Annotated in this window: 14 protein-coding genes; 11 read left to right on the top strand and 3 right to left on the bottom strand. The window is 69.1% G+C overall.

Annotated features, from left to right (window positions below):
* Positions 1-22 precede the first annotated feature (22 nt).
* Together DEJ23_RS07635 and DEJ23_RS07640 are read right to left on the bottom strand one after the other, a co-directional pair.
* Positions 23-814, bottom strand: a complete 792-nt coding sequence (locus DEJ23_RS07635) for a DUF308 domain-containing protein (RefSeq protein ID WP_111239681.1) — start codon at positions 812-814, stop codon at positions 23-25.
* Between the two features lie 173 nt (positions 815-987).
* Positions 988-1,830 (bottom strand): spermidine synthase, encoded by an 843-nt coding sequence (locus tag DEJ23_RS07640; protein ID WP_111239682.1) that lies wholly within the window; start codon positions 1,828-1,830, stop codon positions 988-990.
* Positions 1,831-2,197: 367 nt separating this feature from the next.
* Here DEJ23_RS07640 and DEJ23_RS07645 point away from each other — a divergent pair, with 367 nt between their 5' ends.
* From DEJ23_RS07645 to DEJ23_RS07655, 3 genes are all read left to right on the top strand, one after another.
* The gene (locus DEJ23_RS07645) at positions 2,198-2,761 is read left to right on the top strand and encodes a hypothetical protein (protein WP_111239683.1); all 564 of its coding nucleotides are present in this window, start codon (positions 2,198-2,200) and stop codon (positions 2,759-2,761) included.
* A gap of 335 nt (positions 2,762-3,096) precedes the next feature.
* Complete coding sequence (gene rpoB / locus DEJ23_RS07650; RefSeq protein WP_111227379.1) at positions 3,097-6,585, top strand: DNA-directed RNA polymerase subunit beta; 3,489 nt, start codon at positions 3,097-3,099, stop codon at positions 6,583-6,585.
* A gap of 47 nt (positions 6,586-6,632) precedes the next feature.
* Positions 6,633-10,514 carry a DNA-directed RNA polymerase subunit beta' gene (locus DEJ23_RS07655; protein ID WP_111239684.1) on the top strand — a complete coding sequence of 1,294 codons (3,882 nt, stop codon included), beginning with the start codon at positions 6,633-6,635 and terminating at the stop codon, positions 10,512-10,514.
* Between the two features lie 126 nt (positions 10,515-10,640).
* Here the strand turns inward: DEJ23_RS07655 and DEJ23_RS07660 are convergent, their stop codons facing one another.
* Positions 10,641-11,006 carry a VOC family protein gene (locus DEJ23_RS07660; protein WP_111239685.1) on the bottom strand — a complete coding sequence of 122 codons (366 nt, stop codon included), beginning with the start codon at positions 11,004-11,006 and terminating at the stop codon, positions 10,641-10,643.
* 345 nt (positions 11,007-11,351) lie between these two features.
* Between DEJ23_RS07660 and DEJ23_RS07665 the strand changes: the two genes are divergently transcribed.
* The 8 genes from DEJ23_RS07665 (at position 11,352) to DEJ23_RS07700 (ending at position 21,546) form a co-directional block, all read left to right on the top strand.
* Positions 11,352-13,022, top strand: a complete 1,671-nt coding sequence (locus DEJ23_RS07665; RefSeq protein ID WP_111239686.1) for a GspE/PulE family protein — start codon at positions 11,352-11,354, stop codon at positions 13,020-13,022.
* 16 nt (positions 13,023-13,038) lie between these two features.
* The gene (locus tag DEJ23_RS07670) at positions 13,039-14,727 is read left to right on the top strand and encodes a type IV pilus twitching motility protein PilT (RefSeq protein WP_146240223.1); all 1,689 of its coding nucleotides are present in this window, start codon (positions 13,039-13,041) and stop codon (positions 14,725-14,727) included.
* On the top strand, positions 14,727-15,950 hold the full coding sequence (locus DEJ23_RS07675; RefSeq protein ID WP_111239687.1) for a type II secretion system F family protein: 1,224 nt from the start codon (positions 14,727-14,729) through the stop codon (positions 15,948-15,950). Before DEJ23_RS07670 ends, DEJ23_RS07675 begins: the two co-directional genes overlap by 1 nt.
* Positions 15,951-16,147: 197 nt before the next feature.
* Complete coding sequence (locus DEJ23_RS16010) at positions 16,148-16,579, top strand: prepilin-type N-terminal cleavage/methylation domain-containing protein (RefSeq protein WP_309147078.1); 432 nt, start codon at positions 16,148-16,150, stop codon at positions 16,577-16,579.
* Between the two features lie 80 nt (positions 16,580-16,659).
* Positions 16,660-18,120 carry a hypothetical protein gene (locus DEJ23_RS07685; RefSeq protein WP_111239688.1) on the top strand — a complete coding sequence of 487 codons (1,461 nt, stop codon included), beginning with the start codon at positions 16,660-16,662 and terminating at the stop codon, positions 18,118-18,120.
* Positions 18,120-18,833, top strand: coding sequence for a type II secretion system protein J (locus tag DEJ23_RS07690; protein ID WP_111239689.1), 714 nt, complete (start codon positions 18,120-18,122; stop codon positions 18,831-18,833). Before DEJ23_RS07685 ends, DEJ23_RS07690 begins: the two co-directional genes overlap by 1 nt.
* A gap of 50 nt (positions 18,834-18,883) precedes the next feature.
* Complete coding sequence (locus DEJ23_RS07695; protein WP_220034204.1) at positions 18,884-20,719, top strand: hypothetical protein; 1,836 nt, start codon at positions 18,884-18,886, stop codon at positions 20,717-20,719.
* Positions 20,686-21,546: an A24 family peptidase gene (locus DEJ23_RS07700; protein ID WP_111239691.1), complete on the top strand. Its 861-nt coding sequence runs from the start codon at positions 20,686-20,688 to the stop codon at positions 21,544-21,546. Before DEJ23_RS07695 ends, DEJ23_RS07700 begins: the two co-directional genes overlap by 34 nt.
* Positions 21,547-21,554 lie beyond the last annotated feature (8 nt).

Below are 21,554 nucleotides of genomic sequence, written 5' to 3' on the forward strand. Positions count from 1 at the left end.
CGTTCGGTGGGTGGGCGGGCGCTCAGGACGCGCCGTTCACCGCCGCCGCCGCGGCGACGCCGACGTAGGTCACGAAGGTCGCGATGGTGGCGACGACGGCGAGGACGATCGCGAAGATGCCCCAGCCGCGACCGCGCCCGGTCACGGCGGCGATGATCCCCTGCACGAGCGCCCAGAGGCCGAGGATCGCCGCGATCCCCGCCACGACCGCGCCGACGCCGAGCTGCCCCATCACGGCCGGGTCGTTCATGAGCTGCTGCTGGAGCTGCTGCTGTTGTTCGGCGGACGCCCCGCCGTTCTGCGCGATGTCGCTGAGCGCGTTGCTGCTCGCCAGGGCGGTGCCCATCAGGTACCCGCCGACGACGCCGAGCACGAGCGACGCGAGTCCGAGCACGAACGCGACGACGCCGACGGTCTTCTTCTTGCGATTCGGCTCCTCGTGGGACTGCCATGCGGGGCCGCCGGCGCTGGCCGGCGCCGAGGACGCCGCGTACGGCTGGTGGGAGCCCTGGTGCTCGCCCCACGTCGGGGAATCCTGGCGCCCGTCGCCCTGGCCGTACTGGTCCTGCTGGTGCCCGTGGTGCTGGCCGTACTGCGGCTGCTGGCCGTACTGGTCCTGCTGGCCGTACTGCGGCTGCTGGCCGTACTGGCCGTGCTCGCCGTGGCGCTGCGCCCGGTCGTCGTACTGCGGCGCGGGGTCGACGCGCTCACCGTACCGCGGTGCGTCGGACTGGTCGTGCTCGGGTGCCCGGCCCCAGACCGGGGCGCTGCCGTCGCCCGTCCGGTCCTCGTTGCTCCGGTCGTCGTTCGTCATCAGGGACTCCCTCGGTCGGTCGCGCGGCTGCGCGGTCGTTGTCCCCCATCCTGGCAGCCGGATGCCCGACGTGTTCCGAGGTCGAGGCCGGCCCGGTACCCCGTCGTCGGCCGGGAGGCGCGGTGCCGGTCCGGCACGGCACCTCCCGGCCGCGCGGTCGCCGCGACCCCGGGTCAGCCGCCGAAGACGCTCCGGTTCGGCTCCGGGGACGCGACCGCGGTCACGTCCGTCACGATCGGGGCCCCGGCCGTGAAGGCGCGCAACTCCGCCCCGTGCACCACCTTCGCGGGCATCGGGTCCGACGAGTACCGCCGCGGCATGTCCGCCACCGGCAGCTCGCTCGCCGACCCGAGCAGCACGATGTTGCCGAAGCGCCGGCCCTTGAGCATCCCGGTGTCCGCCACCGCCGCGACCGAGGGGAGCACGGCCTGCAGGGTCGACGCCTGCCCCCGGGCGAACGCCAGTCCCGCGCCGTCGGCGACGTTCACCGCGACGATGCCGGTGGGGGACAGGAACTCGGCGACGGACCGGTAGAACTCGAGGCTCGTCACGTGCGCCGGGATCTGCGAGCCGCCGAACACGTCGACGACCACCAGGTCCACGGTGCCGCGGAGCCCCGCGGGCAGCTTGCCGAGGACCTCGCGTGCGTCGCCGTACCGCACGCGGATCGACGCACCGCGCGGGAAGGGCAGGACCTCGCGGACGTGGTCGACGAGGTCCCGCTCGAGCTCGACCACCTGCTGCCGTGACCCCGGCCGGGTGACGGCGACGTAGCGGGGGAGCGTCAGGGCGCCCGCGCCGAGGTGCAGCGCGGTGATCGGTCCCCCGGGCAGCAGGTCGATGGCGTGCCCGATCCGCCGGATGTACTCGAAGGCCAGGTGCGTCGGGTCCTCGAGGTCGACGTGCGACTGGGGGGTGCCGTCGACCACGAGGGTGAAGGACCCGGGGCGGTGCCGGTCCGGCTCCACCGAGGCCCAGCCCGCACCGATCCGGAACCCGTCGATCGCATCAGCCATGCCCCCATGGAACACCACGCGCGCGGCCACCCCGCACACGACCACCTGCGCACGGCCACCCGCGCACGGCCAGCAGACGCCAAGACTCCCGACGTACCCTCGACGCCGTCGTCACCCGACAGGTGTCGAGCAACCGGCCGTCGCGGCCGGGGTGTTCCGCTCGTCCGTGTGACCACGACGTGGACCGGCACGACCCGCGCGACCCCCACCGCGCCCGGCGCCCTCGCACGTCGTCGGCGTGCCCCGGTGCGCCGCCCTCCGGCGTGCGAAGGTGCACGGCACCACCCGTGCGCCGATCGCCCGATCCGTGCGGCGCGCGGTTGGGACCGGACTCCCCCGAGGAACCCGACCCACCAGGAGACCCGCGATGACCGACACCCTCAGTGTCCCCACCCTCGGACCCGCCCGCGCCGCGACGGCGGCGGGCCGGTCCGCCCGCCCGCACCGTGCCTCCCGTCCGGAGACGGCCGACGGGGAGCGCGCTCCCGTCTGGATGCGGGTCACCGGCGCCGTGCTGCTGCTCGGCGGCGGCGCGCTCACGGCGGCCGTCCTCGGCTGGCCCGGTGACGCACCCGAGGTCGCGCTCCTCGTGCCGGGACTGGTCGCGCTGGTGGCCGGCGCGCTGCTGCTGCTCGCCCGCACCGGGATCGCGGTGACCGACACCGACGTCGTCCTGCACTTCCGACCGCTGCCCGTCCGCCGGATCCCGCGGCGGCGCATCGCCGACGTCGCGGTCGTCGAGGCGGACGCGACGACGTACGGCGGGGTCGGGCTGCGCCTGCGCCGTGGCGTCCGGGCGCTCATCCTGACCCCGGGTCCGGGGGTGCGCATCACGGACGACCGTGGCCGCGTGACGTTCGTGCGGGCCGAGCACCCGGAGCAGGTCCTGCACGCGCTCGCGGCCCGGGCCGGCGCGGCTCCCTGGTCGTAGGAGCGGGAATACGCGACCGGTCTCCGCGCTTATACACGCCATCGCCGAATCCGGTCAAGCCAGGACTGGACAGCGCAGGCCAGGGCGACCTATGATGACAGTTCGCGCTCCCTGGCATCCGTGTGTCGTCATATTGCGGTCGAACACGCGCCCTGGTGCAGCCGGTCCCGTATATGGCGGCGGGTCCCGCTCACCGATCATCCCACAGGTCCTCGACGGTCGTGCCCGTCCTGCACCCGTGTCGGTGGTCCCGGGGTCGCGCCGAGCGATCAATCCACTCACCTACGTGCTGCTCGTCAGTACCGGCCCGACGGGGCCTACCGGAGGTCACACCCTTGGCTGCTGCGCCCAACGCATCCACCAACCCCAAGAACGGTCGCAACCACTCGCGACTCTCGTTCGCCAAGATCACGGACACCCTCACGGTCCCTGATCTGCTCGCCCTCCAGACGGAGAGCTTCGACTGGCTCGTCGGCAACGACGTCTGGAAGGCCCGCCTCGCCGAAGGACAGGAGCAGGGTCGCACCGACCTCGCGCTGCACTCCGGCCTCGAGGAGATCTTCGAGGAGATCTCCCCGATCGAGGACCTCGGCGAGACCATGCAGCTCTCGTTCACGTCTCCGGAGCTCGAGGACCCGAAGTACTCCATCGACGAGTGCAAGGAGCGTGGCAAGACCTACGCCGCGCCGCTCTACGTCAACGCCGAGTTCATGAACCACATGACCGGTGAGATCAAGACGCAGACCGTCTTCATGGGCGACTTCCCGCTCATGACCGAGCGCGGCACGTTCATCATCAACGGCACCGAGCGCGTCGTCGTCTCGCAGCTCGTCCGCTCCCCGGGCGTGTACTTCGAGCGTGCGCAGGAGAAGACCTCCGACAAGGACATCTACTCCGCCCGCGTCATCCCCTCGCGCGGTGCCTGGCTCGAGTTCGAGATCGACAAGCGCGACCAGGTGGGCGTGCGCATCGACCGCAAGCGCAAGCAGTCCGTGACCGTCTTCCTCAAGGCCCTCGGCCTGACGAGCGAGGAGATCATGGAGGAGTTCCAGGGCTTCGCCTCGATCGAGTCGACGCTCGAGAAGGACGCCGTCCTCACCAAGGAAGAGGCGCTCAAGGACATCTACCGCAAGCTGCGTCCGGGCGAGCAGGTCGCCGCCGAGGCCGCGCGTGCGCTCCTCGACAACTTCTACTTCAACCCGAAGCGCTACGACCTCGCCAAGGTGGGTCGCTACAAGCTGAACCGCAAGCTCGGCATCGACGCGCAGCTCTCGGACTCGGTGCTGACCGTGCAGGACATCGTCCGCACCATCAAGTACCTCGTCTCGCTGCACGCCGAGAAGACCACGCTCGACGGTGTCCGCGACGGCGAGCCGGTGCAGCTGCGCCTCGACGTGGACGACATCGACCACTTCGGCAACCGTCGCATCCGCGCCGTCGGCGAGCTCATCCAGAACCAGGTCCGCACGGGTCTGTCCCGCATGGAGCGCGTCGTCCGCGAGCGCATGACCACGCAGGACATCGAGGCCATCACGCCGCAGACGCTCATCAATGTGCGTCCGGTCGTCGCCGCGATCAAGGAGTTCTTCGGGACCTCCCAGCTGTCGCAGTTCATGGACCAGAACAACCCGCTCGCGGGCCTGACGCACAAGCGTCGCCTGTCGGCCCTCGGCCCGGGTGGTCTGTCCCGTGAGCGTGCCGGCGTCGAGGTCCGCGACGTCCACCCGTCGCACTACGGCCGCATGTGCCCGATCGAGACCCCGGAAGGCCCGAACATCGGCCTGATCGGCTCGCTCGCCTCGTTCGGTCGCATCAACTCGTTCGGCTTCATCGAGACGCCGTACCGCCGCGTCGTGAACGGTCAGGTCACCACGACCATCGACTACCTCACGGCTTCGGAGGAGGACGACTTCGTGGTCGCCCAGGCCAACGCGCCGCTGACCGACGACTTCCACTTCCAGGACGACAAGGTGCTCGTCCGGAAGAAGGGCGGCGAGGTCGAGCTCGTCGGCAAGGACGAGGTCGACTACATGGACGTCTCGCCGCGCCAGATGGTGTCGGTGGCGACCTCGCTCATCCCGTTCCTCGAGCACGACGACGCGAACCGCGCCCTCATGGGTGCGAACATGCAGCGTCAGGCCGTCCCGCTGCTCCGTTCCGAGTCGCCGCTCGTCGGTACCGGCATGGAGGGCTACACCGCCATCGACGCCGGTGACGTCGTCACCGCCGACAAGGCCGGTGTGGTCTCCGAGGTCTCGGCCGACGCCGTGACCCTGCAGCTCGACGAGGGCGGCACGCAGACCTACTACCTGCGCAAGTTCGACCGCTCGAACCAGGGCACGAGCTACAACCACCGCGTCATCGTCTCCGCCGGCGAGCGCGTGGAGCAGGGCGAGGTCATCGCCGACGGCCCCGCGACGGAGAACGGCGAGCTCGCGCTCGGCAAGAACCTCCTCGTCGCGTTCATGCCGTGGGAGGGCTACAACTACGAGGACGCGATGATCCTGTCGCAGAACCTCGTGAAGGACGACACGCTCTCCTCGATCCACATCGAGGAGTACGAGGTCGACGCCCGCGACACGAAGCTCGGCAAGGAGGAGATCACCCGCGACCTCCCGAACGTCAGCCCGGACCTCCTGGCCGACCTCGACGAGCGCGGCATCATCCGCATCGGCGCCGAGGTCCGCCCCGGCGACATCCTGGTCGGCAAGGTCACGCCGAAGGGCGAGACCGAGCTCTCGGCCGAGGAGCGCCTGCTCCGCGCGATCTTCAACGAGAAGTCGCGCGAGGTGCGCGACACCTCGCTGAAGGTGCCCCACGGTGAAGAGGGCACGATCATCGGCGTCAAGGTGTTCGACGCGCAGGACGGCGACGACGAGCTCGGCTCCGGCGTCAACCAGCGCGTGGTCGTCTACATCGCCCAGAAGCGCAAGATCACCGCGGGTGACAAGCTCGCCGGTCGTCACGGCAACAAGGGCGTCATCTCGACGATCCTGCCGGTCGAGGACATGCCGTTCCTCGCGGACGGCACCCCGGTCGACATCGTGCTCAACCCGCTCGGCGTCCCCGGCCGCATGAACTTCGGCCAGGTCCTCGAGATCCACCTCGGGTGGCTCGCGAAGCAGGGCTGGAACGTCGAGGGCATCCAGGAGTGGGCGTCCGCCCTCCCCGAGGCCGCCCGCCACGCGGAGCCCGGCACGAAGGTCGCCACCCCGGTGTTCGACGGTGCGTACGAGCGTGAGATCGAGGGCCTCCTCGACAGCACCCTCCCGAACCGCGACGGTGAGCGCCTGATCGGTTCGTCCGGCAAGGCGCAGCTCTTCGACGGTCGCTCCGGCGAGCCGTTCCCGGAGCCCGTCTCGGTCGGCTACATGTACATCCTCAAGCTGCACCACCTGGTCGACGACAAGATCCACGCCCGTTCGACCGGTCCGTACTCGATGATCACGCAGCAGCCGCTGGGTGGTAAGGCGCAGTTCGGTGGCCAGCGATTCGGTGAGATGGAGGTGTGGGCGCTCGAGGCGTACGGCGCCGCCTACGCCCTCCAGGAGCTCCTGACGATCAAGTCCGACGACATCCTCGGCCGCGTGAAGGTCTACGAGGCGATCGTCAAGGGCGAGAACATCCAGGAGCCCGGCATCCCCGAGTCGTTCAAGGTCCTCATGAAGGAGATGCAGTCGCTCTGCCTGAACGTCGAGGTCCTCTCGGCCGACGGCCAGGCGGTCAGCCTCCGCGACACGGACGACGAGGTCTTCCGTGCCGCTGAGGAGCTCGGCATCAACATCTCCTCGCGGTTCGAGTCGTCGTCCGTCGACGACATCTGATCCCGCCCGTACCGAACACGTTTCGAACTCAGCAAGAGAGAAGAACATTGCTCGAAGCAACTTCCTTTGACGCCATTCGGATCGGCCTCGCAACCGCCGAGGACATCCGTCAGTGGTCGTACGGCGAGGTCAAGAAGCCGGAGACCATCAACTACCGCACCCTGAAGCCCGAGAAGGACGGTCTGTTCGGTGAGCAGATCTTCGGTCCGTCCCGTGACTGGGAGTGCGCCTGCGGCAAGTACAAGCGCGTGCGCTTCAAGGGCATCGTCTGCGAGCGCTGCGGCGTCGAGGTCACCAAGTCCTCGGTCCGCCGTGAGCGCATGGGCCACATCGAGCTCGCCGCCCCCGTCACGCACATCTGGTACTTCAAGGGCGTCCCGTCGCGCCTCGGGTACCTGCTCGACATGGCCCCGAAGGACCTCGAGAAGGTCATCTACTTCGCGGCGTACATGATCATCGACATCGATGAAGAGGGCCGTCACGCCGACATGCCCGGTCTCGAGAACGAGATGCGCCTCGAGATCAAGAACCTCGAGGGTCAGCGCGACTCGATCATCGCCGACCGCCTCAAGAAGCTCGAGGACGACCTCGCAGCGCTCGAGGAGGAGGGCGCCAAGGCCGACGTGAAGCGCCGGACCAAGGACACCGCCGAGAAGGAGATGTCCCAGGTCCGCAAGTCCTTCGACGAGGACATCACCCGCCTCGAGCGCGTGTGGGAGGACTTCCGCAACCTCAAGGTCGGCGACCTCAAGCCCGAGGACGCCGTGTTCCACGAGCTGCAGGACCGCTTCGGGATCTACTTCGACGCCTACATGGGCGCCGAGGCGATCAAGCTGCGTCTCGAGGCCTTCGACCTGGCCGCCGAGGCCGAGTCGCTGCGCCTGCAGATCGCCGAGGGCAAGGGCCAGAAGAAGATCCGCGCGATCAAGCGTCTGCGCGTCGTCAGCTCCTTCCTCGCCACCGGCAACTCGCCGGCCGCGATGGTGCTCGACGTCGTGCCGGTCATCCCGCCGGAGCTCCGCCCGATGGTGCAGCTCGACGGTGGCCGCTTCGCCACGTCGGACCTCAACGACCTCTACCGTCGTGTGATCAACCGCAACAACCGTCTCCGCCGCCTGCTCGACCTCGGTGCCCCCGAGATCATCGTGAACAACGAGAAGCGCATGCTGCAGGAAGCGGTCGACGCGCTGTTCGACAACGGTCGTCGTGGTCGCCCGGTCACGGGTACCGGCAACCGCGCCCTGAAGTCCCTGAGCGACATGCTCAAGGGCAAGCAGGGTCGTTTCCGCCAGAACCTGCTCGGCAAGCGCGTCGACTACTCGGGCCGTTCGGTCATCATCGTCGGCCCGCAGCTCAAGCTGCACCAGTGCGGTCTGCCGAAGCAGATGGCGCTCGAGCTGTTCAAGCCGTTCGTCATCAAGCGCCTCATCGACCTGTCGCACGCGCAGAACATCAAGTCGGCCAAGCGCATGGTCGAGCGTTCGCGTCCGCAGGTGTGGGACGTGCTCGAGGAGATCATCCGCGAGCGTCCCGTGCTGCTGAACCGTGCGCCGACGCTGCACCGTCTGGGCATCCAGGCGTTCGAGCCGCAGCTCGTCGAGGGCAAGGCCATCCAGCTCCACCCGCTCGTGTGTGCTGCGTTCAACGCGGACTTCGACGGTGACCAGATGGCCGTGCACCTGCCGCTGTCGGTGGAGGCCCAGGCCGAGGCCCGCATCCTGATGCTCGCCTCGAACAACATCCTCAAGCCGTCGGACGGCCGTCCGGTGACCCTGCCCGCACAGGACATGATCATCGGTCTGCACCACCTGACGACCGTCCGCGAGGGCGCCCTCGGCGAGGGCCGTGCGTTCTCCTCGGTCGCCGAGGCGATCCTGGCGAAGGACCAGAACACGCTGCACCTCAACGCGATGGTGAAGATCCGCATGACGGGTGTCCACTTCGCCGAGGGTGAGGCGCCGGAGGGCTACGAGGTCGGTCAGCCGATCCTCCTCGAGACCACCCTGGGCCGCGCGCTCTTCAACGAGACCCTGCCGGCGGACTACCCGTTCGTGCAGCGCGTCACCGACAAGGGCACGCTCTCCGCGATCGTCAACGACCTCGCCGAGCGCTACTCCAAGACCGAGACGGCCGCCGCGCTGGACCGGATCAAGGACGCGGGCTTCTACTGGGGCACCCGCTCCGGTGTGACCGTGGCGCTGTCGGACGTCGTGACGCCTCCTCGCAAGAAGGAGATCATCGCGGGCTACGAGGTCCAGGCCGCCAAGGTGCAGGGCGAGTTCGACAAGGGTCTGATCACCGACGCGGAGCGCCGCGCCGACCTGATCAAGATCTGGACCGAGGCCACGAACGAGATCGCGCAGGAGATGCGCGACAACTTCCCGGTCGACAACACCATCAACCGCATGGTGTCGTCGGGTGCCCGTGGTAACTGGCTGCAGGTGCGCAACATCGCCGGTATGCGTGGTCTGGTGAACAACCCGAAGGGCGAGATCATCGCCCGCCCGATCATCAACTCGTACCGCGAGGGCCTGACCGTGGCGGAGTACTTCATCGCCACGCACGGTGCGCGCAAGGGTCTGGCGGACACGGCTCTCCGTACCGCCGACTCGGGCTACCTGACGCGTCGTCTCGTCGACGTCTCGCAGGACGTCATCATCCGCGAGGACGACTGCGGCACGACCCGTGGTCTCGAGCTGCCGATCGCGACCGTGGGTGCCGACGGTGCCCTCGTCCGCGACCCGCGCGTCGAGAACACCGTGTACTCGCGCACCCTGGCCACCCCGGCCACGGACGCGCAGGGCACGGTCGTCGCCGAGGCCGGCGAGGACGTCGGTGACGTCCTCATCGACAAGCTCATCGCTGCCGGTGTCGAGAGCATCAAGGTGCGCTCGGTCCTGACCTGCGAGTCGGCCGTCGGTGTCTGCGCGAAGTGCTACGGCCGTTCGCTCGCCACGGGCAACCTCGTCGACATCGGCGAGGCGGTCGGCATCATCGCCGCCCAGTCCATCGGTGAGCCCGGTACCCAGCTGACGATGCGTACCTTCCACACGGGTGGTTCGGCCTCGGCCGACGACATCACGCAGGGTCTGCCCCGCGTGACCGAGCTCTTCGAGGCCCGCACCCCGAAGGGCGCGTCCCCGATCGCCGAGGCCCCCGGCCGCGCCACGATCGAGGACACGGACAAGGGCCGTCGGATCATCCTCACGCCGGACAACGGCGACGAGCCGTTCATCTACCCGGTGCTCAAGCGTGCGACCCTCCTCATCGAGGACGGCCAGCACGTCGAGCTCGGCGAGCAGTTCATCGCCGGCACGGTCGACCCGAAGGAGGTCCTCCGGGTCAAGGGTGTGCGCGAGGTCCAGAAGCACCTCGTCAACGGTGTGCAGGACGTGTACGGCTCGCAGGGCGTGCCGATCCACGACAAGCACATCGAGGTCATCGTCCGTCAGATGCTCCGCAAGGTCACCGTCGTCGACCACGGCGACACCGACCTGCTGCCGGGTGAGCTCGTCGACCGGTCGCGCTACAACGCGCTGAACCGTGCGGCACTGCAGGAGGGTCGCAAGACCGCCTCGGCTCGCCAGGAGGTCATGGGCATCACGAAGGCGTCCCTCGCGACCGAGTCGTGGTTGTCCGCCGCTTCCTTCCAGGAGACCACCCGCGTCCTCACGCAGGCGGCCATGGAGGGCAAGCAGGACCACCTCGTCGGCCTCAAGGAGAACGTCATCATCGGTAAGCTCATCCCCGCCGGGACGGGCCTCAGCCGGTACCGCGACGTGGACGTCGCCGCGACCGAGGAAGCCAAGGCAGAGCGGTACCCCAACCGCATCTTCGCCGACGACTCCTCGTTCTCGGACGCGGACCTGAGCTTCGTCGACTTCGACAGCTTCTCGTCCGACGACTTCACGCCCGGCACCTACAACTGAGCCTGAGCTGACGTCGGAAGGCCCCCGCATCCTCGGATGCGGGGGCCTTCCTCGTTGCGGCGACGGCGCCGGACGGGAGGCGCGGTGCGGGCCGGTACCGCGCCTCCCGTCCGCCGTGCGGTCTTGTCAGGCCGTCCGGCCCTTCTCGTCGACCAGCGAGTAGAGGCTGAGGACGTTGCCGTCCGGATCACGCACGTCGAACCAGTCGACGGCACCGTCGACGCACTCGACCGGGCCCACGTCGATGCCGAGGGACCCGATCCGCGCGTGCTGCGCGCGGACGTCGTCGACGCCGAACCGGACGGTGGCCGGGCGCTCCTCGGCGTCCGCGGCCAGGTACAGCTGGAGCCAGATGCCGCCGACCTCGTACTCGACGACGCCGTCCTCGGGCTCGAGGTCGGGATCGGTGCGCTGGAACACCGCGCCGTACCAGAGGCAGGACGCCTCGATGTCGGTGACGGGCAGGCCCACGGTCACGCTCGTGATGTCCATGACCCATCATGTCCCGACGGGAACGCGCACGTCGAGGGTCTTCTCGTCCCGTGCCTGCTGGCAGCCGTTCCTGCACCGGTACGGCCCACCACCGCCCTGTCCACCGATCGGCGCCCGCACCCGCGCTGGTGGCGCGGCGGAGCAGACGATCGACGCATGTCGAACACGACGCGGACACATCGGCACCGACCGTCACCCCTGCACTGGGGACACCCGGCACCCCGTCGCCCCCTCGTTGTGGGACTGCGGGGCCGAGGTGGCTCAGCCGTAACGTGGACGGGCGCCGCGACGCCGCGGTGCGCACCCCCACGACACAGTCTCGACCCGAAGGAGGCTCCGGGGCACATGGCCACGCTGTCCGAGATCCTCATCCTCAACGGCGCCCTGCCGATCGAACACCTCGACGCCATGACGGGCGACGAGGAGATCGACGAGCGGGCGATCCGCACCCTCGTCGACCAGGGGGTCGTGAGCGAGGCGCAGTACATCACCGCCCGTGCGGCCTCGAACAACTCGCGCACCGTGCCGCTGACGGACTACCCGGTGGACGGCACGGCCGTCTCGATGCTGCCGGCTGCGCTCTGCCGTCGACACGGCGTGCTCGGCATCGGGTTCGAGGGCGAGACGCTGGTGCTCGCGATGGTCAACCCGACCAACGTGCTCGCGATCGACGACGCCCGCACCGCCTCCGGTCGTACGGTGAAGCCGCTGCAGGTCGACGAGCGGGACCTGCAGGCAGCGCTCGACCGGTACCTCCGCGCGGACGACGAGCTCAACGACCTGACCTCGTCGCTCGAGGAAGAGGCGTCCGCCCAGGCGCAGCAGCAGGTCGACCTGACCGACGGGTCGCTCGACGACGTCCCGATCGTCCGCTTCGTCAACCTGCTCGTGTCCCAGGCGATCCAGGACCACGCGTCGGACATCCACATCGAGCCCGGCGAGCACGAGGTCCGGGTCCGGTACCGCATCGACGGTGTGCTGCACGAGATGGCACCGGCGCCGAAGAACATCCAGAACGGCGTGACCAGCCGGCTGAAGATCATGAGCGACATCGACATCGCCGAGCGTCGGAAGCCGCAGGACGGTCGCATGTCGGTCCGGCACGGTGGACGGCAGATCGACCTCCGCGTCGCGACGCTGCCCACGGTGTGGGGCGAGAAGGTCGTCATGCGGATCCTCGACAACTCGAACACGTCGATGTCCCTCAAGGACCTCAACCTGCTCGAGCAGAACTTCCGGGCGTACCAGCGCTCGTACTCGAAGCCGTACGGCATGATCCTGGTCACGGGCCCGACCGGTTCGGGCAAGTCGACGACGCTGTACACGACCCTGAACGCCGTCGCCCGCCCCGAGATCAACGTCATCACCGTCGAGGACCCGGTCGAGTACCGGATGGCCGGGATCAACCAGGTGCAGGTCAACCCGAAGGCGGGCCTGACGTTCGCATCGGCGCTCCGGTCGATCCTGCGTTCGGACCCCGACGTCGTGCTCCTCGGCGAGATCCGGGACCACGAGACCGCCCAGATCGCCATCGAGGCGTCGCTCACCGGGCACCTGGTGCTCTCGACGCTGCACACGAACGACGCTCCCTCGGCCGTCACCCGGCTCACCGAGATGGACATCGAACCCTTCCTGGTCGGGTCCGCCCTCGACTCGGTCGTCGCGCAGCGTCTGGCGCGGCGGCTCTGCGACCGGTGCAAGGCGCCGGCGGTCTACGAGGCCGAGCAGCTGCACGCGCTCGGGTTCCTCGACAGCCCGGGCGCAGTCGTGCCGGAGTTCTTCGCGCCGATCGGCTGCGCCGTGTGCTCGAACACCGGGTACCGCGGCCGCATCGCCCTGCACGAGGTCATGACCGTCACCGAGGAGATCGAGCGACTCGCCGTCGCACGCGCGTCGAGCGCCGAGATCAGCCGCGTCGCCCAGCAGCAGGGCATGCTCACGCTCCGGCAGGACGGGTGGGAGAAGGTCAAGCTCGGCATGACGAGCGTCGACGAGATCCTGCGCGTGGTCGCGTAGGTCGGGAGCACGGACGATGAGCGAATCGGTGTACGACATCGAGGCCGGCGACGACCCCGTCGCCGGGTGGCACCCCGGGCAGCCGGGCAACGAGGTCGGTGGTCGACGGGCCGCGCGGCTCGCGGCGGCCGCAGCGGCTGCGGCCGCCGCATCGGCGCCGGAGGTCGACCGGCCCGTGGTGCCGACGTCGAGCAACGCCGTCTACGACCTGTCCGCGGAACCCGCCTGGGATGCCCCGGCCGACCCCGGCAGCGCGTCCGCGTGGGGGAGCGAACCGGGTGGCGACGCCGCTCCCGCGTGGGGCGGCGCCGGGTCCTGGCCGCCGCCCGCGGGGGAGCCCGTCGCCGTACCGGTGGCGCAGCCGCAGGCCGCGCCGGCCACCCCGCCGGCCGCCGTGCCCCCGTCCACCGCCGCCTACGGCTACGCCGACACGGTGACCCAGCACCTGCCCGTGGTGCCCGCGGAGCCGACCACGATCCTCCAGACCGTCGCTCCCAGCGCGCCGGGGACCGCCGGCGCGCACCCGGAGATCGGCTTCACCCGCCATGCACGCGAGGTCGCCGACGCCGACCTCATCACCGCGCTCGCGCAGGTCGTCTACCAGGGCGCCTCCGACCTGCACGTCACCGCCGACGCCCCACCCACGGTGCGCGTCGACGGCTCGTTGCGACCCGCCGTGCCCGGAGGACCGTGGGCCCGGAACAAGGTGATCGCCGCGCTGAAGACGCTGCTCAGTCCGGAGCAGGCCGGGCAGTTCGACCACGAGCAGGAGCTCGACTTCGCGTACTCGCTGTCACCCGAGTTCCGCTTCCGCGTGAACTACTACCAGCAGCGGGGCAACTGGGGTGCGGCGTTCCGCATCATCCCCACGAAGATCAAGTCGCTCAAGCAGCTCGGGATCCCGGAGCACGTGGGCGAGTTCGCCAAGCTGCCCCGCGGGCTCGTGCTCGTCACCGGGCCGACCGGGTCCGGCAAGTCGACCACCCTCGCCGCGCTCATCGACCTGGTCAACGAGACCCGTGCCGACCACATCGTCACGGTCGAGGACCCGATCGAGTTCATGCACGAGCACAAGAAGGCGATCATCAACCAGCGGGAGGTCGGTGCCGACACGCACTCCTTCGCCGCCGCCCTCAAGCACGTGCTCCGGCAGGACCCCGACGTCATCCTCATCGGCGAGCTCCGCGACCTCGAGACCATCTCCGTCGCACTCACCGCCGCCGAGACCGGCCACCTCGTGTTCGCCACGCTGCACACGCAGAGCGCGCCGGGGACCATCGACCGCGTCATCGACGTGTTCCCGCCACACCAGCAGGGGCAGATCCGGACGCAGCTCGCGGCGACGCTCGAGGGTGTCGTCTGCCAGACGCTCGTGCCGAAGGCGAACGGCACCGGCCGTGTCGTCGCCACCGAGATCATGAAGACCACGCCGGCGATCGCGAACCTCGTGCGTGAGGGCAAGACGTACCAGATCACGTCGGCCATGCAGGCGGGGCGGGATGCCGGCATGCACACGATGGACCAGGACCTCGCCGAGCTCGTCAACGTCGGCACCGTCACCCGCGCCGCCGCCATGGAGAAGGTGCACGACGAGGACGGCTTCGACCGCCTCGTGCAGCGCGTCGAGTCGCCGTCCGACTCGTCCGCCGCCGCCATCGCCGCGTCGGAGATCGACTTCGGTGACAAGTACTCGGGAGGCCACTGATGTCGCTCGCCTTCGACTACCGGGGCCGAGACGGGGCGGGCAAGCTCGTCAAGGGGCGGCTCGACGCCGCCTCCGAGGGGGCAGTCGTCCAGCGCCTGCGCAGCATGGGTGTCTCGCCGATCGCCATCACCGAGGCGAAGCCCGGCACCGGGCTGCAGACCGAGATCAAGATCCCCGGCTTCGAGAAGGGCGTCGGACTCAAGGACCTGGCGATCATGTCGCGGCAGGCCTCGACGATGCTCTCGTCCGGCCTCTCACTGCTGCGGGCGCTCACGATCCTCGCCGACCAGACGGACAACAAGAAGCTCAAGGACATCCTCGGCAAGGTCCGCGACGACGTCGAACGGGGCGTCTCCTTCTCGGACGCCGTGGCGAAGTACCCGGTCGACTTCCCGCCGATCATGATCAACATGATCCGCGCGGGGGAGACCGGCGGGTTCCTCGACCAGGCGATGGACTCGATCGCGACGAACTTCGAGAAGGAGCACAAGCTCCGGTCGACGATCAGGTCGGCGATGACCTACCCGGTCGTCGTGCTCGTGATGTCGCTGGTCGCGGTCGTCGTGATGCTGATCTTCATCGTGCCGATCTTCCAGGACATGTTCGCGTCGCTCGGCGGGCAGCTGCCGCTCCCGACGCAGATCCTCGTCCAGCTGTCACACGCCATGCGCTGGGCCGGGCCCGTGCTGGCCGTGCTCGTCGTCGTCGGGTGGCTCTGGTACCGGGGGAACAAGAACACGGACCGCTTCCGCGCGTTCCGCGACCCGGTCCTGCTCCGCCTGCCGGTCTTCGGACAGCTGACGAAGAAGATCGTCATCGCGCGGTTCGCCCGCAACTTCTCGAACATGATCGGCGCCGGCGTGCCGATCCTGCAGGCACTCAAGATCGTCGGAGAAGTGTCGAACAACTTCGTCGTGCAGAAAGCATTGGACCGTGTTGCGGAAAGCGTGCGGAAAGGCGAATCGATCGCTGAACCGCTCGCGAAGGAATCCGTGTTCCCAGCGATGGTCGCGCAGATGATCGCGGTCGGTGAAGACGCCGGTTCGCTCGAGGTCATGCTCGAGAAGATCGCGATCTTCTACGATTCCGAGGTGGAATCGACCACAGAGTCGCTGACGTCACTCATCGAGCCGCTCCTGATCGCGTTCCTCGGCGTCGTGGTGGGTGGCATGATCGTCGCCCTCTACCTGCCGATCTTCCAGATCTCCTCGCTCGTCAAGTAACTCGGCGAATGCGTTCTGCCCTCTTCCGGGGGTGGTCGGCTCGCGGTCCGACCCCGGTACTGGGGGCATTTCGCAGCGCCGATCACCCCCGTTCTCGGGATTATGCCCGCAAACTGCTCTGAATACGCTTGCCAGCGGCGGCGGAGCAGTCCCCAGCCCATCCCCCCAGTGCAATTCCCAGAAGAATGGACAACACCATGTACTTCGCTCTCATGGGCAAGCTCGACGCTCGCCGCAAGGGCCTCCTCGAGGACAAGGAGAAGGGCTTCACGCTCATCGAGCTCCTGGTCGTCGTGATCATCATCGGCATCCTCGCCGCGATCGCCATCCCGGTCTACCTGAACGTGCAGAACAACGCGAAGGACGCGTCGGTGAAGTCGGACCTGGCGAACGCGAAGACCGCGGTCATCGCGTTCCAGACGGACAAGAACGGGACGCTGCCGACCGGAACGGAGTTCGCCGACGGTAAGACGATGGTTCCGTACGGCTACACGGAGAGCGCCGACACGAAGTTCACGTACAAGCCCGCGGCCACGGGAAGCTCGTTCTGCATCTCCGCGCGCGGTGCGACGAAGAAGGACTTCAACATCACCGACACCAAGGCCGCGGCCGAGGGCACCTGCCCCTGAACGAACTGTGACTCAGAAGGGCGACGTGTCTTCCCGTGCGTCGCCCTTCTCCGTAGTCCAGACCCTGTGAGGAGGTGACCATGTTCCGCAGGACGCACCGCGTGCTGCGCCCGATCGACCCGACGACCCGTGACTCCGGGCTCTCGGTGATCGAGGTCATGGTCGCCATGATGGTCTTCGCCGTCATGTCGGTCGGCATCGCCTACGGCATCGCGAACACCCTCCAACTCACCCAGACGAGCCGTGGCCGCGAGACGGCGGTCGCACTCGCATCCCAGGACATCGACGCGATGCGCCAGACAGCAGCGGCGACGACGGCGGGGATCTTCAAGGTCGTGAGCAAGTCCGGCTCGAGCAACAGGAAGACCCTGGGCGGTGTGACCTACGAGATCGACCGGTCCGTCACCTGGGTCCAGAGCGACGGCGCGAGCGGCGCCTGCGGGACGTCGAACGGCAAGCTCGCCTACAAGAGCGTCGTCGCGACGGTGTCGTGGCCGAACGCCCGTGGCGGGACGTCCTCGACGACCATGACCTCGGCGATCGCGCCGAGCGACGCCGTGACCGACCCCGGGTACGGCACCGTCATCGTCTCCGCGGTGAACGCCTCGGGGGCACCCTTCGCCGGCGTCGGGATCTCGCTGACGCCGATCTCGGGCAGCGGTGCCGTGGCGCCGGGCACGGCCCCGTCGCCGACGGACTCGCAGGGCTGCTCGTACGCGGTCAACGTCGCTCCGGGCGACTACACCGTCACCGCGACGATCGCGGGCGGCATCGACACGGACCAGGAGCAGCCGTCCCAGCAGACCCCGATCACCGTCACCGCCGGCGCGAGCGCACCCGTCCCGTTCGTCTACGACCGCGCGAGCCAACTGACGCTCCGCTACGCATCGAGCTACGGTGCGACGCTCCCCACGAACATGCCGACGGTGTTGTCGAGCACGGTCGGCGGGCTCGACACCGTCACGCCGTGGGACACGACGAGCCAGACGCTCGTCGTCACCTCCGCCTCGGAACAGTCACTGCCGGTCTTCCCCTTCGCGTCCGGGTACACGGCGTACGCCGGGCCCTACTCGAACAGCCCGAACGCCACGGTGAACTGCTTGAGCCCGAACCCTGCGGCCTGGACGACGCCCGATGCCGCAGGCGCGGCCGGAGCGCTCCCACCGCTGATCACGACCGAGTCCGGGCAACCGTCCGACGGGGCCGTGATGATGGGCGTGGCGAAGGTGAGCGACGTCAAGGGGCGCTACATCACCGCGGTCTCGTCCTCGAACCCGGGAGCAGGCGACCCCGGCTGCGCCGCAGGCATGACCATGAAGTTCCCCGTCTCGTCGTCGGACACCGCGACGATCGCCCTGCCGTTCGGGACGTGGACGATCTCCTCGGGGAAGACGTTCGGTTCGACGTCGCGGAACGAGATCGCCACGAAGGCTGCGAACGTCACGCCGGTGACGCCCGGCCGCGTGAACCAGAAGACCGCGCTCTTCGTCATCGACTACGACAACACGCTCACGCTCGACCCGCGCGGACAGACCTCGTGATGCGGGTGTTCGGCCGGTTCCGGCGCGAGGACGCCGGCGTCGGCCTCATGGAACTCATCGTCGCGATGAGCATCTCCATGGTGATCCTCGTCGCGGTCGGCGGCTTCTTCACCGCGACCCTGCGCGCCGGCTCGACGAACACCAGGTCCGACCAGAACGCGCGCTCGGCCGCCGTCGTGATGAACTCACTCACCCGGTACGTGCACGCCGCGAGTCTGCTCCCCCGTGCGGACGGCACCTACGCGGCGGCGGTCACCCAGGCGAACGGCTCCCGGATGACGTTCACCGCCTTCATCGACCTCGACGGCAACGCCACCGACACCCCGGTCCAGGTCCGGTACTCGTTGAACGCCGCCAGGGGCCTCGTCCTCGACCGGTGGACGGGGACGACGACGAAGGGCTTCACGACCTTTCCCGCCCCGACCCAGGCGCCGACCCGCACGATGGTCCTCGGTGGTGCCGTGGCGACACCGACGGGTGACGGGGATCCGCTCTTCACCTACCTCGGCGCGAACGGGTCCCCGCTGGCCACCCTCGCCGACGGGTCCGTCCCCGCGTCGCAGCTCGGCGCGATCCGCGCGGTCCGGGTGAACCTCGAGCTCGGGTCCGCCACGGCGGACACCCCGGGCAACACGCACATCCAGAACACGTTGTACCTGTTCAACGTGGCGTACGGCACCGGCACCGGCACCGGAATCGGGAGCACGCCGTGATGCGCCGCGTCGTCGCCGCTCTCCGTCGTGCGCACGGCGACGAACGGGGCATGGCCCTGGCCAACGTCGTCATCTTCGGCACCGTCATGCTCATGCTGGTCGCGACGATGGTGGCCGTGTCGGCGTCGGGCGCGGTCAAGTCCGCGACTGACCGGAACTTCCAGAACGCGATGGCTGCTGCGTACGCCGGCCTCGCGGACTACCAGGCGAAGCTGTCGAACGACAACGGGTACGCCCTCTACGGCAACCCGGCCGCGCAGTTCAGCAAGGCGAGCGGATCGACGTTCACCGGCGACGACAAGAACGTCGCCTTCACGACCAGCGGGAGCCGGTGGGCGGCCGTCGTGGGCTCGACGGACCAGTTCTTCCGGTACGAGGTCGACAACGCCGACTACTCGTCCAAGGGCGTGCTGCGTGTGCGCGTGACGGGCAAGGCGGGTGGCAGCGTGCGGTCCCTGGTCGCGAACCTCAAGGGCGACGGCTTCATCAACTACCTGTACTTCACCAACTACGAGTCGTCGAACCCGGCGATCTCCGGCAGCACCTGCACCACCGCCTACCAGTGGCAGAGCGGTGTCAGCAACAAGTGCCAGGCCGTGCAGTTCGCCGCCAGCGACGTCCTGAACGGCCCGATCCGGACGAACGACGTCTTCACCGCTGCGTGTGCCACGACCTTCAACGGAAGCGTCGAGCAGCACGACACGCGGGTGCGGCCCTCGAGCGGCACCTGCGGCGGGCAGTTCAACGGTGGGGACCCTGCCGCCGTGCCGTACCTCGGTCTGCCGGCGCTCAACTCGAACATGTCCCAGGAGACGCGCACCGACATCCCCGCGACCGTCCCGCGTCCGGGCTGCCTGTACACGGGGCCGACGCGGGTCGCCTTCCTCGGCGGCGGCAAGATGACGGTCTGGTCGCCCTGGACGAAGGCGACCCAGATCCAGGTGGACGACAGGACGGGCAAGGTCGAGGCCGGTCCGGACACCGCGAAGGCCGCGGCGCTGTGCGGTTCGATCGACGCCCTGCAGAGCGCGAGCGGAGCGACGATCCCCACGCTGCCGGCGAACCTCATGTACGTGCAGGACGTGCCGTCGTCCGGGAACAACGTGAACAAGTGGCCGGGTGCCTTCCCCTCCGGGTACACGAACACCTACTGCACGACCTCGGTCACGGTCGGCTCGAACGGCAAGGCGACCACGAAGCCGAACCAGCCGTTCAGCAACGGGCTGGGCTATCCCGCCGCGGACGAGTGGGTCAACGGGCGCAGCGCAGGTCGGGACGCGACGACGCTGACCGGTTCGGCGTCCGACACGTACTCGTGCACGGCGGGCGACGTCTTCATCAGCGGAGCGTTCGCGGGCGCGATGACCATCGCCTCGTCGGGCACGATCTGGGTGACCGGCAGCGTCACCTACGCGGATGCGACCGCCGACATCCTCGGACTGGTCGGCCAGAACGCCGTCGAGGTGTACAACCCCACCAAGTGCACCTCGTACCCCTCCACACGGTCCGGCACCGACCACTCCCGGTGCAACACCTCCGGGATCGCGCTGCTCGACCGCTCGGCCGGGGAGAGCATCACGATCAGTGCGGCGATCGCGAGCAACGCCGGGACCTTCTGGAACCAGAACTACGACATCGGACCGAAGCTCGGCGTGCTCAAGGTCGTCGGTTCCATCGCGCAGAACTGGCGCGGCCCGGTCGCGACCACCGGCAGCACCGGTTTCTCGAAGAACTACGTCTACGACAAGCGCCTCCTCACCACCGCGCCGCCGAAGTTCCTGCAGCCCGTCTCGACGTCGTACGGCGTCACGACGCAGGTCGAGGTGCAGTCCGCCTACCAGGTGGACGGTGCATGCGCGAAGACGAGCACGGGAGCCTGCCGGTGAGCGCGGCCTGGATCACCGCCGCCCTGGCCGGGGTGCTCGGCCTGGCGATCGGTTCCTTCCTCAACGTCGTCGTGCACCGGGTCCCCGCGGGGCTCTCCGTCATCGCGCCGGCGAGCGCCTGCCCACGGTGCGACCACCCGATCCGCCGGCGGGACAACGTGCCCGTCCTGTCGTGGGTCCTGCTCCGTGCGCGGTGCCGCGACTGCGCCGCACCGATCTCGGTCCGCTACCCGGTGGTCGAGGCCGCGACCGCCGTGCTCTTCGTCCTGGTCGCACTGGTGGCGCCGCAGCCGCTCGCCGCCGCGACCGCGACAGGAGCGCTCGGGCGGACCGTGATGCTCGGCGCACTGCTCTACCTGATGGCGGTGAGCGTCGCGCTCTCGCTGATCGACCTCGACACGCACCGCCTGCCGAACGCGATCGTCCTCCCGGCGGCCGTCGTGCTGCTGGTGCTCCTCACCGGGGTCTCTGCGACATCGGGGGACTGGGGTGCCCTGCTCCGTGGTGTCATCGGCTCGGTCGCGCTCGGCGGGGCCTACCTGGTCCTGGCGCTCGCCGTCCCGGGCGGCATGGGGCTCGGCGACGTCAAGCTCGCCGTGGTGCTCGGACTCGTGCTGGCGTACCTCGGATGGGGACCCCTCGCAGTGGGAGCTTTCGGTGCCTTCGTCGTCGGCGGTACGGTCGCGATCGCACTGGTCGTCGCCGGCCGCGCCCGCATGGGGAGCGGTGTCCCCTTCGGGCCGTCGATGCTCGTCGGCGCCTGGATCGGCATCGTGTCCGGCGCTCCCCTCTGGGCGGCCTACCTGGGCCTCCTCGGCCTCTCCTGATCGCCCCA

This window comes from Curtobacterium sp. MCSS17_008 (genome assembly GCF_003234185.1).
GTDB lineage: Bacteria > Actinomycetota > Actinomycetes > Actinomycetales > Microbacteriaceae > Curtobacterium.